Consider the following 13,590-nt stretch of genomic DNA (forward strand, 5'->3'; position numbering starts at 1 on the left):
TTGCGCACACCGCTCGACACCGCTACGTGGCAGGCGGTCGACCCCACTGCTCGCCCGGTGTTAACCCGCTCGACACATTGCCTCACGTAGGTTGATTGAGGCTGCGATCGCGGCCGTCCCCTTCGAGCACACACATCCATGACGGATGTCAGGAGACCTTCCTTTTATGCACTCTTCAACGCGCAAATCGCGGAGGGCCGGTCTCGTCGGCGCTCTCGCCCTTGCCCTCGTCGCCAGCCCCCTCGTGGCGGTTTCGGCGTCGGCCAACACGGCCGGCACCGATGTCGTCATCAACGAGGCCTACCTCAACGGCGGTAGCGCCGGAGCGTCGTACCTCAACAAGTTCGTTGAGCTCTACAACCCCACCGACGCGGCCATCAGCCTCGACGGGATGTCGCTGCAGTACCGCTCGGCGACGGGAACAACAAACCCCAGCGGTGTTCTCGCTCTTTCGGGTTCCATCCCCGCGGGTGGTTACTACCTCATTCAGGGCACGGCGAACTCCACGAACGGCGCCCCGCTCCCGACCCCGGACATCACGACCACCGTCTCGTTCTCGGGGACCGCAGGAACCCTCTTCCTCGCGGACCAGGCCACGGCACTCACGGCTCCACCGACTGGGTCGATCGTCGGAAACTCGCTCGTCACCGATCTCCTCGGTTACGGGACATCGAACACATTCGAGACCTCGGTCGCCACTGCGGCATCCCTCACGACCTCGCTCAACCGCGCCGCCGGTCTCGATACCGACGTCAACAGCGCCGACTTCACGACCGCGCTGCCCACTCCGACCAACGCAGCCGGCGAAGCCGGTTCGGTCGAGCCCGAGCCCGAGCCCGAACCTCCCGTCGCCACCGACCCGATCGCGATCGACGCGATCCAGGGCACCGGCACCGCGAGCGCTCTCGACGGCGAGGCCGTGACGACGCGTGGCGTCGTGACCGCGAGCTACCCCACGGGCGGCTTCGACGGCTACTACATCCAGACCCCGGGTTCGGGTGCGACCCTCGACGACGCGTCGGACGCGATCTTCGTCTACTCGCCCCAGACCGTCACCCAGGCGACGATCGGGAGCTACGTCGAGGTCACGGGCATCGTCGACGAGTATTTCGGAATGACACAGATCTCCGTCGTCACGGGGGGCCTGACTGTGCTCACCGAGACCGTCGACGCCCCGGTTCCGGCCGTCGTCGAGGTGACCCCGAACGCCGTGCAGCGCGAGTCGCTCGAGGGCATGCTCCTCGCACCGACGGGTGACTTCACGGTCACCGACAACTACGACACCAACTTCTACGGCTCGATCGTGCTGACCGCGGGCGACTCTCCCCTCGTGCAACCGACGGCTGTCGTCGATCCGGGCACCCCGGCGTACTTCGAGGCGCTCGCAGCGAACCAGGCGGCGATCATCACGCTCGACGACGGTTCGACGGTCAACTTCAACTCGCAGGCCAACAAGGGCATCCCGCTCCCGTACCTGTCGACGACCGAGCCCGTGCGCATCGGTGCGGCCGTGACCTTCGAGACCCCCGTGGTGCTCGACTACCGCTTCGATGCGTGGAGCTTCCAGCCCCTCACGCAGCTCACCGAGGCGAACGAGGATGTCGTGCAGCCCGCGACATTCGAGAACACGCGCACGCTCGCCCCGCAGGACGTCGGCGGAGACGCGACACTCGCGACCTTCAACGTCTTGAACTACTTCTCGACGACGGGCGACGAGCTCGACGGGTGCGAGTACTTCACCGACCGTGCCGGCGACCCCGTGACGGTGCGGACCGGGTGTGACGCCCGCGGCGCAGCCGAGCAGGAAGACCTCGACCGCCAGCAGGCCAAGATCGTGTCGGCGCTCAACAGCCTCGACGCCGACGTCGTCGGTCTCCAGGAGATCGAGAACTCGGCCGCTTTCGGAGTCGACCGTGACGAGGCCGTCGCCGAGCTGACGGACGCGCTCAACGCGGCGGCGGGAGCCGGCACGTGGGACTACGTGCCCTCGCCCGACGCGGTTCCGCTCGATGAGGATGTCATCCGCACGGCGTTCATCTTCAAGCCCGCCGTCATCGAGCCCGTCGGTGAGTCGGTCATCCTCGACGACCAGGTCGCCTTCGTGAACGCGCGCGAGCCTCTCGCGCAATCGTTCCGCCTCGTCGGCGACGATGAGAGCGAGTTCCTCGCGATCGTCAACCACTTCAAGTCGAAGTCGGCGGGAACGGGCGCCGATGCCGATCAGGGTGACGGCCAAAGCGGCTCGAACGCGTCGCGCGTGCTTCAGGCCGTGTCGCTCGTCGACTTCGCCGACGACCTCACCGCGGGTGACGACGACGCGCGGGTCTTCCTGGTCGGCGACTTCAACTCCTACCTCCAGGAGGACCCCATCGACGTGCTCGTCGACGCGGGTTTCGCGAGCCTCGGGGCGACGACCGGCAAGGAGACCTACTCGTTCGACGGTGCCATCGGTTCGCTCGACCACATCTTCGGCAACGCCGCGGCCGTGGCCGACGTGAACGACGTCGACATCTGGAACATCAACTCGGTCGAGGCGATCGCCCTCGAGTACAGCCGCTACAACTACAACGCGACGCTGTTCTACGAGGACGGTCCGTATCGCTCGTCCGACCACGACCCGATCGTCGTCGGTCTCTCGATCGCCGCCGCGGTCGTGCCGGTCGACCCGACGGACCCGACCGACCCGACGGACCCGACCGACCCGACGGAGCCCGTCGACCCGACGGATCCGGTCGACCCGACGGACCCGACGGTTCCGGTCGACCCGACCGACCCGACGGACCCGACCACTCCCGACGACTCGGGCGTGAGCCCCGACGGCGACACCGCCGGTTCGGGTTCGGGTTCGAGTGACGGCTCGCTCGCCTACACCGGTGCCGACGGCGTGGTCCCCGCGGTCATCGCGCTGCTGATGCTGCTCGCCGGCCTGTTCGCGGTCATGGCGTCACGTCGCACGCGGCAGACCGACTAGCACCACACCGCACCGCACCACCGAATGGCGTCCCGCACGGGGCGCCATTCGGCGTGGGGGGCTGCGAGAATCGTCACGTGAGCGCGCGCACCCCCACCCTGCAGACCCTCGTCGGCGCCGTCATCCGTCTCGAACCGATGACGCGTGACCACCTGCCCGCCCTCTACGCCGCCATCGGGCACCCGATCGTCTTCGCCGCAGGATACGGCGGTGGGCCCGCGGGTTATCGCGACACCCTCGAAGGGTTCGTGGAGTGGGCGGAGACCTACTACTCGTGGGGTCGCAACAACGTCTACGTCGTCGTGGTCTCGTCTGGCCCGCACGCCGACGACGTGGTCGGCACGACGACGCTCGGCGATTTCGACGAGCGCAACGAGTCGGCACACATCGGTTGGACCGCCTATGACCCGCGGGTGTGGGGCACCGCCGTCAACGCCGAAGCCAAGAGGCTCCTCCTCGGTCTCGCGTTCGACCACGGCTTCGGTCGCGTCAAGATTCAGGCGGATGCTCTCAACGCTCGCTCTCGCGCCGCCATCTCGCGGCTCGGAGCCACGTTCGAGGGCATCATGCGCCGCGACATGGTGCGCGCCGACGGCAGCTTCCGCGACAGCGCGATGTTCTCCGTGATCATCGACGACTGGCCGCACGTGAGGGCGCTTCTCGATGAGCGCTTGGCGGCACACGCGGGGAGACCCGTGTTGTTCCGCACGATGCCGACACACTGACTTTCGCTATTGATCCTTTGTGCGGCTGGCGTTCAGACTCCGGTGGTTGCCTGAGGCAATGGAAACTCTCTACACGGCCATTGCCCACGCAACCGGAGGCGGCCGCGACGGCCACGTCCGCTCCGAAGACGACCGTCTCGACTTCGACACCCGTCCCCCCAAAGAAATGGGTGGGTCCGGCGACGGCACCAACCCCGAGCAGTTGTTCGCCGCCGGATACGCCGCGTGTTTCCTCGGCGCGGTTCACGCGGTCGGTCGCGGCCTCAAGGTCGACACGTCGGAGGCCGCCGTGTCGTCGAGCGTCTCGATCGGAAAAGAGGGCGAGGGCATGAAGCTCGCCGTCGAGCTCGACGTGTACCTGCCGAGTGTTCCGGCCGACCGCCGCCAGGAGGTTCTCGACGGAGCGCACCAGATGTGCCCGTACTCGAACGCGACGCGCGGAAACATCGACGTCGCGCTCTCCATCGTCGAGTAGGTCCTCTCGACGAGAGCAGCTTTGTCGACAGGCTCAGTGACCCCACCCGGTCGCTGAGCCTGTCGGGCGTCTGGCCGACGCAATAGGTTGGGAGCATGAGCTCACCCCACCCTGTCGACGGAACCGAGAAGCTGCTGAGCTTGCGTCGCAGCATCGACAACATCGACGCCGCGCTCGTCCACCTCCTCGCCGAACGGTTCAAGTTCACCCAGGAGGTCGGCTGGCTCAAGGCGACGACCGGGCTCCCGGCGTCCGACCCCGACCGTGAGGCGGTTCAGATCGCCCGACTGCGTGCGCTCGCCGAAGAGTCGCACCTCGACCCGGCGTTCGCGGAGAAGTTTCTGAACTTCATCGTCGCGGAGGTCATCCACCACCACGAGCAGATCGCTTCGACGGGCACGATCGAGACCCACGAGTAGGCGACATCCCTCGACCGGGCGGGAAGCTTTTCGGGCCGCAGGCGTTTGAGTCGGTGCACCTACGAAAGGACACCCTCATGACCTACATCGTCACCGGAGCCACGGGCTCCCTCGGATCCCTCGTCGTCGACGCGCTTCTCGCTCGCGGCGCCGACCCCGCAGACATCCTCGCGACCGGACGCAACGCCGAGCGACTCGGTTCGCTCTCGGTGCCGACCGCGGTCGTCGACTACAGCGACCCCTCGACCCTCTCCGCCGTCGTGAAGGGCGGCGACACGCTGCTGCTCGTGTCGGGGAGCGAGGTCGGGCAGCGCGTCGCCCAGCACAGCGGCATGATCGACGCGGCGAAAGACGCGGGAGTCGCCCGCGTGATCTACACCTCGGTGCTCGATGCGACGACATCCGATCTGCTTCTCGCCCCCGAGCACAAGGCGACCGAAGAGCACCTCATCGCGTCGGGGGTGCCGTTCACGATTCTGCGCAACGGCTGGTACACCGAGAACTACGCGGCCCAGGTCGCGTCAGCTCGCGAGAGCGGCACGATCGAGGCGAGTGTCGGTGACGGTCGGGTCGCGAGTGCCACGCGCCGGGACTTCGCCGAGGCCGCCGCCGTCGCCCTCCTCGACGACTCGCTCACGGGCCGCACGCTCGAGCTCAGCGGCGACTACGCGTGGAGCTACGACGAGCTCGCGGCCGCGGTGACCGACCTCGTCGGGCGCGACGTGACCTACGTGCGACTGACGCCGGACGAGCACCGCGCCTCCCTGCTCGCGGCGGGTCTCGACGAAGGCACGGCCGGGTTCGTCGTCGGGCTCGACCAGAACATCCGCGAGGGGTTGCTCGCCGTCACACCGGGCGATCTCTCACGCCTCATCGGCCGCCCGACGTCCCCGCTGCCCGAAGGGCTCTGAGCGGCGGTTCGCGGGGGCCGGGTGCCGGGGCGGCGCCGGGCCGCTCACGGCGTGGGCGGCACGATGTCGCCGGGCTGGCGCGCTTGACGATTCGACGTTCGTACGGCGCCAGCACTCGCGACGATGACGAGGCCGATGGCGATGTATTGCACGAGCGTGAGTTGCTGCCCGAGCACGAGCAGCCCCGCGAGGGCAGCGACGGCGGGCGCGAGGCTCATGAGGATCGCGAACGCCGACTCGGTGACCCTCCGCAGGGCGATGAGTTCGGCGGCGTAGGGGATCGCCGACGACAGCACGGCGATCGCGGCTCCGAGCAGCAGCACGGTCGGGGAGAAGAGCACCGACCCGGTCGCGGCGATGCCGAACGGCAGGGTCGCGAGGCTCCCGATCACCATCGCGATCGCGAGTCCGTCGAGTCGCTCGAAGCGGCTTCCGGTGCGCGCGGAGAGCAGGATGTATCCGGCCCATGCCGCGCCCGCCCCCGCCGCGAAGAGCACGCCGACGGGGTCCAACCCTGTGACACCTCCGGCCCCGAGCAGGGCGACCCCGACGAACGCGAGCACCGCCCACAACCAGCTCGCGAGCCTCCGCCCCATCACGACAGACAGGATGAGGGGCCCGACGACCTCGATCGTCACCGCGGCACCGAGAGGCAATCGCGCGAGCGCCTCGTAGAACATCACGTTCATGCCCGCGAGCACGAGGCCGAACCCCGCGACGACGCCCCAGTCGGCGCGCGAGCGGCCGCGCCAGCGCGGTCGGAAGATCGCGACGAGAAAGAGGGCCGAGAACACGAGGCGCAGGGTCACGGTGCCGAGAGCGCCCGCCGTCGGGAACAGCAGAACGGCGACGGAAGCACCCACCTCCTGGCACGCGAGGCCGAGCACGACGAGCCCGGACGCGGCGACCGACCCGCCGCCGCGGGAGGGGGGAGAGGCGGTCACGTGTCGACCGTACGACGCTCGCGCGCGCGAGCGAAATCGGTCAGGTCGTGTAGCTGTTCTCGTCGGTCACGCGCCACCAGTCGTCGCTCGGCGCGACCGGGGTGCGGCGCTTGTGCTCGGTCGCGAGATAGCGCGCCTCGATCGTCTCGGCGACCTCGACCGCGACATCCTGCCCCTCGAGAAAAGCGTCGATGTCGGCGTAGGTGAGTCCGAGGTTGGCCTCGTCGGTCTGGCCGGGGTTGTCGTCGAGGAGGTCGGCCGTGGGCGCCTTCAGGTAGAGGCGCTCGGGGGCCTCGAGGTGCTCGAGCAGGGCCTTGCCCTGGCGCTTCGAGAGGCCGGAGAGCGGAAGGATGTCGGCGCCACCGTCTCCGTACTTGGTGAAGAACCCGGTCACCGCTTCGGCGGCGTGGTCGGTGCCGACCACGAGGAGTGAGCGCTGGCCGGCGATCGCGTATTGCGCGACCATGCGCGAGCGCGCCTTCACGTTGCCCTTCGTGAAGTCGACCATCTCGTCGCCGAGGGCGTCGGCGTATTCGGCTTCGAAACCGTCGACGCCGCGCTGGATGTTGAACGTCACGGTGCGCGTGGGGCGGATGAACGAAAGGGCGAGCTGCGCGTCATCCTCATCTGCTTGCACCGAATAGGGCAGACGCACGGCGAGGAACTCGGACTCGACGGCCCGCTCGGCGAGCCTCTCGACGGCGAGCTGGCACAGTCGGCCGGCGAGGGAGGAGTCCTGGCCGCCGCTGATGCCGAGAACGAACCCTTTCGCGCCGGTCTGCTCGGCGTAGGCGCACAAGAAGTCCACTCGCGCCTCGATCTCGGCGGCGGGGTCGATGGTCGCCTTCACGGCGAGGTCGGTGATGATCCGTTGCTGTGTTTCGCGCATGACCCCACGGTAGAGCGCGAGGGAGCCACCGCGCACCGCTTGAGATGGCATTCGGGGCTCATTGAGAACGAATTGCTAGCCTCGCGACATGAATTGGACACCGTCGAGACTCCCCGACCAGACCGGCCGCCGGTTCGTGATCACGGGAGGCACTGCGGGCCTCGGATACTTCGCGGGCGAACAGCTCGCGCGAGCGGGCGCCACCATCGTGATCGCCGCAAGAAACGAGGGCAGAGCGGATGTCGCGAAGGCGGCCATTCGCGCGCGCGTCGCCGACGCTCGGCTCGAGTACCTCCCCGTCGACCTGTCGTCGCTCGAGTCGGCCCGCGCGGCCGGCGACCGCATCGCCGAGTTCGACCGCGTCGACGGGCTCATTCTCAACGCCGGCACGACGACCGGTGCCCGCGACCGCCAGACGAGCGTCGACGGCCACGAGCTCACGATGGCCACCAACTACATCGGGCATTTCGCGCTCACCGCGCGGGCGTTCCCGGCACTCGAGCGCACGCCCGAAAGCCGCATCGTCGGGCTCGGGAGTCTCGCGACCCTCATCGTGCCCCTCGACCCCGCCGATCTGCAGAGCGAGCACCGCTTCGGTTTCTTCCGTGCCTACGGTTTCACGAAGCACGCTGTGCACGGCTTCATCCTCGAGCTCGACCGTCGGTTGCGCGCGTCCGGAACTGATGTGAGCGCGGTGCTTTCCCACCCGGGTTACGCGATCGACAGCCTCACGGCCACCCGTGGCGGCATCGTCGAGGGGGGCGGCGCGGGCATGCTCCTCGCGTTCGGTGCTCAGGGCAAGAACCGGGGAGCCGCGCCCGTCGTGCGCGCGGCGACCGACCCCGCGGCGGTGAGCGGTGACTTCTTCGGGCCCGAATACCTGACCAAGGGGCTCCCTGTGGCCGTCACCCCGGTCGCGTCGAGTGCCTCCCCCGACTTCGGACGCGAACTGTGGCGGCTCTCGGAGCAGTGGACGGGCGAGCGCTTCCGGCCGTAGGGAGCGAGTGGGGTTCGCGGCAGGCATCCGTCGTGGGCGTGCTGGTGGGCTCGAGCTGACCGACGCATCCGCCCCAGTCAGGCGTGCTCGTGCTGTCGTCGGGTGAAGTGGAGGGCAGCTCCGACACCGACCATGGCCGAACCGAGGGGCACCGCGACATCCGTCACCAGCCCGCCCAGGCTGAAGACCACGGCGAGAAGGGTCTGATCGAGCTGCGTGCCGCCGTAGAGGCTCACGGCTCCCGCCGCCGCGGTGAGAAGTTGCGCAACGATGAAACCGAGGGCGATCGTCAGGGCGCCGATGACGGCGACAGTTCGAGGCTGCATGATGCTTCTCCCTTGCTACACGAGGAACGGCGACGGCGACGCAGGAGTGTCTGTTTGCCGAGAAGAAAATTCTCCTGCAGAGCGCGCGCATCGCGGGATTTCTCCTGCTGTGGCGGGCAGCGGCGCGGGAGCTGCGCGAGGGCTGCGCGGCGGCTCAGTCGCCGACGCGGGGCCCGAAGTGCGCGGGAAGCGTCGAGCGGTGCGCCCGCTGCAGGTCGTCGAGCGACACCGTGAACTCGTCTTGCACCTCGAGCTCGCCCGAGTCGTCGGTCACCCCGATGCGCAGCACCGGGTAGCCGCGACCCTCGCACAGGCCCTGGAAGCGCACGTCGTCTTCGCGCGGAACCGACACGATCACGCGACCGGTCGACTCGCTGAAGAGGGCGGTCGCGGCATCCACACCGTCACGCTGCATGATCTCGGTGAGCCACACGCGCGCACCCATGCCGAAACGCAGCACCGCTTCGGCGAGGGCGACCGCGAGGCCGCCGTCGGCGAGGTCGTGCGCCGCGCCGATGAGGCTGCCGGAACCACCGGCCGAGATGAGTTCGGCGAGAGCCTTCTCGGCCTCGAAGTCGACGACCGGAGGCACACCGCCGAGGTGGTCGTGGATGACTCCCGCCCATGCCGATCCGTCCAACTCCTCAGCCGTGGTGCCGAGCAGGTAGATGTTGTCGCCCTCGTCTTGCCACCCCGAGGGGATGCGCGTCGCGACGTCGGAGATGACGCCGAGAACGGCGACGACCGGGGTCGGGTGGATGGGGACATCCCCCGTCTGGTTGTAGAACGACACGTTGCCGCCCGTGACCGGGATCTCGAGTTCGAGGCAGCCGTCGGCGAGGCTCTCGACCGCGCGGGAGAACTGCCACATGACCTCGGGGTTTTCCGGTGAGCCGAAGTTGAGGCAATCGGAGACGGCGACCGGGGTCGCGCCGGTGACGGCGACGTTGCGGAACGCCTCGGCGAGGGCGACGCGAGCGCCGGTGTAGGGGTCGAGCTGGCAGAAGCGGCCGTTGGCGTCGGTCGCGACCGAGAAGCCGAGCCCCGATTCCTCGTCGACGCGCACCATGCCGCCGTCGTCGGGGAATGACAGTGCCGTGTTGCCCATGACGTAGCGGTCGTACTGGTCGGTGATCCAGCTCTTGTCGGCGATGTTGGGGCTGCCGAGGAGGGTCAAGAATTGCGCGCGCAGCTCGGCGCTGTCGGCCGGGCGCGCGAGGCTCGACGCGGAGTCGGCCTGCAGGGCGTCGATCCAGGTCGGGTAGGCGACGGGGCGCTCGTAGACGGGGCCGTCGACCGCGACGGTGCGCGGCTCGACATCGACGATCGTCTCACCCTGCCACTCGATGATGAGCCGCCCGGTGTCGGTGACCTCGCCGAGAACGCTCGTCTCGACATCCCACTTCTCGACGACCTTCAGGAACCCCTCGAGCTTCTCGGGCGTGACGATCGCCATCATGCGCTCCTGGCTCTCCGACATGAGAATCTCCTCGGCCGTGAGAGACGGGTCGCGCAGCAGAACCCTGTCGAGCTCGATGTGCATCCCGCCGTCGCCGTTGCTCGCGAGCTCGCTCGTCGCGCACGAGATGCCGGCGGCACCGAGGTCCTGGATGCCTTCGACCAGGTCCTGCGCGAACAGCTCGAGACAGCACTCGATGAGCACCTTCTCGGCGAACGGGTCGCCGACCTGCACGGCGGGCCTCTTCGTCGGGCCGCCCTCGGAGAACGAGTCGGACGCGAGGATGGACGCCCCGCCGATGCCGTCGCCGCCCGTGCGCGCGCCGAACAGCACGACCTTGTTGCCGACACCGCGTGCGTTGGCGAGGTGCAGGTCTTCGTGGCGCAGAACGCCGACCGCGAGGGCGTTGACGAGGGGGTTGGCCTGGTAGACGGCGTCGAAGTAGGTCTCCCCGCCGATGTTGGGGAGGCCGAGGCAGTTGCCGTAGAAGCTGATGCCCGACACGACGCCGTCGACGACGCGCGCGGTGTCTTCGGCGTCGATCGCGCCGAAACGGAGGGCGTCCATGACGGCGACCGGGCGGGCACCCATCGAGATGATGTCGCGCACGATGCCGCCGACACCCGTGGCCGCGCCCTGGAAGGGCTCGATGTAGGACGGGTGGTTGTGCGACTCGATCTTGAACGTCACGGCCCAGCCTTCGCCGACATCCACGACCCCGGCGTTCTCGCCCATGCCGACCATGAGGTTCTCGGTCATCTTGGGGCTGACCTTCTGGCCGAACTGGCGCAGGTAGATCTTGGAGCTCTTGTAGGAGCAGTGCTCGCTCCACATCACGGAGTACATCGCGAGCTCGCCGCTCGTGGGGCGCCGGCCGAGGATCTCGCGGATCTTCGCGTACTCGTCGGCCTTCAGCCCGAGGGCGCCGTAGGGCTGCTCTTTGTCGGGAGTCGCGGCGGCGTTGCTCACCGAATCCGGTGCGGGACGGGTGGGGGTGGTGGCGCTCACGTGTGCGGTGCTCCTCGCGTTCGACGACCGGCACGGTCGCCTCAGTCTATCGAGGGGTCGCGGCCCCGCCCCGCGCGGGCTCCGGTCGCGCAAGCTGCGGCCGCGCGGGCTGCGGCCGCGCGGGCTGCGGCCGCGCGGGCTGCGGCCGCGCAAGCTGCGGGCCCCGAAGGTACGCAGTTTCCGCGAGCGTACGTCGGATCCGGCATACGCTCGCGGAAACTGCGCACTGTGGGCGGGGGGTTTGGGGGGCGGCGGGGTCAGTCGCCGCCGGGTGGGCCCACGACGAGCAGGGTCGCGTAGACCGCCACGAGGGCGACCACGAAGAGCGCCCCGAAAAGCACTGGGTGACGGATGAGCCAGCGCACGAGACGGTCGAGAGGTCGCGAATCACGCGGGTCACCCTCGACGGCGGTGCGCCGCCATCCGCCGGTCAGCCGGTCGCGGCGCTCCAGCCAGCGGTCGAACGGGATCGTCGCATACGGCACCACCGCCGACGCGAAACCGCCGATCATGAGCCCGACGCTCCAGCGCTGATTGAGGCCCACGACCACGACCGTCATGCAGTACGCGAGAAAGACGAACCCGTGGGCGGCCCCACCGATCGTGACACCGACATCGGTCACGTCGACGACGTATTTGAGGAACATGCCCGTGAGGAGCATCGTCCAGGTGACCGCTTCGGCGATCGAGAGCGTGCGGTAGAAGAGTCTCGGTGACAACGGGGCTCCGGAGGTGTGACGTCAGGGGACGGGATGTCGCGGGGCGCACGGTTCGCGCGCGCCGGTGTGCGGCTGCGAGCCTACCGTCGCGTGCCTGAGCGGAGGCGGGGTGCGACCCGCCCCGACGGCGCCCAGCCCGCGACCGCGGCACCCGCCCCAGTGCCCCCGCCCTAGTGCCCCGCCCCGAGGTTGCCCGCGAGCCGCGTGTGGATGTCGGTGCTCGCCTGGTTCATGCCGATGATGGTCGCCGTTTTGCCGTGCTTCTCGTACTTGGTCGTGATGGCGTCGAGCGACGCGACGGTCGAGGCGTCCCACACGTGCGACCCGCTCATGTCGATGACGACGTCGTGCGGGTCGTCGGCGTAGTCGAACTGGGTGGTGAGGTCGTTGCTCGAGGCGAAGAACAGTTCGCCCGAGACCGTGTAGTGCGCGACATCCGTGCCGTCGGGCGTCTCGTTGAGGGTGCGCTCGACGGTGGCGAAGTGCGCGACGCGTCGCGCGAAGAGGATCATCGCCACGACGACCCCGAGGATGACGCCGATCGCGAGGTTGTGGGTGATGACGACGGCCGCGACCGTGGCCACCATCACGATCGTCTCGCTCTTGGGCATGCGCTTGAGGGTGGAGATGCGGATGCTGTGCCAGTCGAAGGTCGCGACCGACACGATGATCATGACGGCGACGAGGGCCGCCATCGGGATGATCGCGACGACGTCGCCGAGCAGCACGATGAGGATGATGAGGAACACCCCGGCCATGAAGGTCGAGATGCGCGTGCGAGCACCGGAGGCTTTCACGTTGATCATCGTCTGGCCGATCATGGCGCAGCCGCCCATGCCGCCGAAGAAACCGGAGAGCATGTTGGAGACGCCTTGCGCCCAGCTCTCGCGGGTCTTCTGCGAGCGCGTGTCGGTGATGTCGTCCACGAGTTTCGCGGTCATGAGCGACTCGAGCAGCCCGACGAGCGCCATGGCGAGGGCGTAGGGCGCGATGATCGCGAGGGTGTCGAGGTTCAGGGGAACGTCGGGGAAGAACAGCGACGGGAGTCCGTCGGGCAGTTCGCCCTGGTCGCCGACGGTCGGCACGGCGATCGCCGCGACGACGGTCGCGACGGTGATGACCACGATGGCGACGAGCGGCGCCGGAATGATGCGCGTGATGCGCGGCAGGAGGACCATGATGATGATCCCGCCGGCGACGAGCGGGTAGACGAGCCACGGCACCCCGATGAGGTAGGGGATCTGCGACGTGAAGATGAGGATCGCGAGGGCGTTGACGAATCCCACCATCACGCTGCGCGGGATGAACCTCATGAGCTTCGCAACGCCGATGACGGCGAGGATCACCTGGAACACCCCGCCGAGGATGACCGTCGCGATGAGGTAGTCGACGCCGTGGTCACGGGCGACGGGCGCGATGACGAGGGCGATCGCTCCGGTCGCCGCGGTGATCATGGCGGGGCGCCCGCCGAGGATGGCGATCGAGATGGCCATGACGAACGACGAGAACAGCCCGAGCCGCGGGTCGACGCCCGCGATGATCGAGAAGGAGATCGCCTCGGGAATGAGGGCGAGCGCGACGACAAGGCCGGCGAGAACTTCGCGCGTGAGGATGCGCGGGGTGCGGAGCGCCGTCATGACGCCGTGGGGGTTGCGGGCTCCGGGGGCGGATGCGGCGGGCGCGCGTTCGGTGATGGGCATGGGTGCTCCTTGCGGTGGTGTCGGGGATGCGGCGTGCGACGTCACTG

Annotated in this window: 12 protein-coding genes; 6 read left to right on the forward strand and 6 right to left on the reverse strand. The window is 68.7% G+C overall.

Annotated features, from left to right (window positions below; translation table 11 throughout):
- The first annotated feature begins 166 nt into the window (after positions 1 to 166).
- The 5 genes from ACLHIH_RS11590 to ACLHIH_RS11610 all read left to right on the forward strand — a co-directional run bounded on the left by ACLHIH_RS11590 (position 167) and on the right by ACLHIH_RS11610 (position 5,501).
- On the forward strand, positions 167 to 2,971 hold the full coding sequence (locus ACLHIH_RS11590) for an ExeM/NucH family extracellular endonuclease (protein ID WP_411316973.1): 2,805 nt from the start codon (positions 167 to 169) through the stop codon (positions 2,969 to 2,971).
- Between the two features lie 77 nt (positions 2,972 to 3,048).
- On the forward strand, positions 3,049 to 3,696 hold the full coding sequence (locus ACLHIH_RS11595; RefSeq protein WP_411316974.1) for a GNAT family N-acetyltransferase: 648 nt from the start codon (positions 3,049 to 3,051) through the stop codon (positions 3,694 to 3,696).
- A 58-nt stretch (positions 3,697 to 3,754) separates the two neighbouring features.
- A complete protein-coding gene (locus tag ACLHIH_RS11600; protein WP_411316975.1) occupies positions 3,755 to 4,171 on the forward strand; it encodes an organic hydroperoxide resistance protein in 417 nt (138 codons plus the stop codon).
- Between the two features lie 95 nt (positions 4,172 to 4,266).
- Positions 4,267 to 4,590 (forward strand): chorismate mutase, encoded by a 324-nt coding sequence (locus ACLHIH_RS11605; RefSeq protein WP_411316976.1) that lies wholly within the window; start codon positions 4,267 to 4,269, stop codon positions 4,588 to 4,590.
- Positions 4,591 to 4,667: 77 nt separating this feature from the next.
- Positions 4,668 to 5,501: an SDR family oxidoreductase gene (locus ACLHIH_RS11610; protein WP_411316977.1), complete on the forward strand. Its 834-nt coding sequence runs from the start codon at positions 4,668 to 4,670 to the stop codon at positions 5,499 to 5,501.
- Positions 5,502 to 5,545: 44 nt separating this feature from the next.
- On the opposite strand, the gene ACLHIH_RS11615 is transcribed toward ACLHIH_RS11610, so the two are convergent.
- Both ACLHIH_RS11615 and nadE read right to left on the reverse strand, forming a co-directional pair.
- Positions 5,546 to 6,445, reverse strand: a complete 900-nt coding sequence (locus ACLHIH_RS11615; RefSeq protein ID WP_411316978.1) for an EamA family transporter — start codon at positions 6,443 to 6,445, stop codon at positions 5,546 to 5,548.
- A gap of 40 nt (positions 6,446 to 6,485) precedes the next feature.
- Positions 6,486 to 7,334, reverse strand: coding sequence for an ammonia-dependent NAD(+) synthetase (nadE, locus tag ACLHIH_RS11620; protein ID WP_411316979.1), 849 nt, complete (start codon positions 7,332 to 7,334; stop codon positions 6,486 to 6,488).
- 88 nt (positions 7,335 to 7,422) lie between these two features.
- Between nadE and ACLHIH_RS11625 the strand changes: the two genes are divergently transcribed.
- Positions 7,423 to 8,331, forward strand: a complete 909-nt coding sequence (locus ACLHIH_RS11625; RefSeq protein WP_411316980.1) for an SDR family NAD(P)-dependent oxidoreductase — start codon at positions 7,423 to 7,425, stop codon at positions 8,329 to 8,331.
- A gap of 77 nt (positions 8,332 to 8,408) precedes the next feature.
- Here the strand turns inward: ACLHIH_RS11625 and ACLHIH_RS11630 are convergent, their stop codons facing one another.
- From ACLHIH_RS11630 to ACLHIH_RS11645, 4 genes are all read right to left on the reverse strand, one after another.
- Positions 8,409 to 8,657 (reverse strand): hypothetical protein, encoded by a 249-nt coding sequence (locus ACLHIH_RS11630; protein ID WP_411316981.1) that lies wholly within the window; start codon positions 8,655 to 8,657, stop codon positions 8,409 to 8,411.
- Positions 8,658 to 8,811: 154 nt separating this feature from the next.
- Positions 8,812 to 11,124: a phosphoribosylformylglycinamidine synthase subunit PurL gene (purL, locus tag ACLHIH_RS11635; protein ID WP_411316982.1), complete on the reverse strand. Its 2,313-nt coding sequence runs from the start codon at positions 11,122 to 11,124 to the stop codon at positions 8,812 to 8,814.
- Between the two features lie 257 nt (positions 11,125 to 11,381).
- Positions 11,382 to 11,843 carry a DUF3817 domain-containing protein gene (locus ACLHIH_RS11640; protein ID WP_411316983.1) on the reverse strand — a complete coding sequence of 154 codons (462 nt, stop codon included), beginning with the start codon at positions 11,841 to 11,843 and terminating at the stop codon, positions 11,382 to 11,384.
- A gap of 170 nt (positions 11,844 to 12,013) precedes the next feature.
- Complete coding sequence (locus ACLHIH_RS11645; protein ID WP_411316984.1) at positions 12,014 to 13,543, reverse strand: SulP family inorganic anion transporter; 1,530 nt, start codon at positions 13,541 to 13,543, stop codon at positions 12,014 to 12,016.
- Between the last annotated feature and the right edge of the window lie 47 nt (positions 13,544 to 13,590).

The organism is Marisediminicola sp. LYQ134, assembly GCF_046599635.1.
In the GTDB taxonomy this organism is placed as follows: Bacteria; Actinomycetota; Actinomycetes; order Actinomycetales; family Microbacteriaceae; genus Marisediminicola.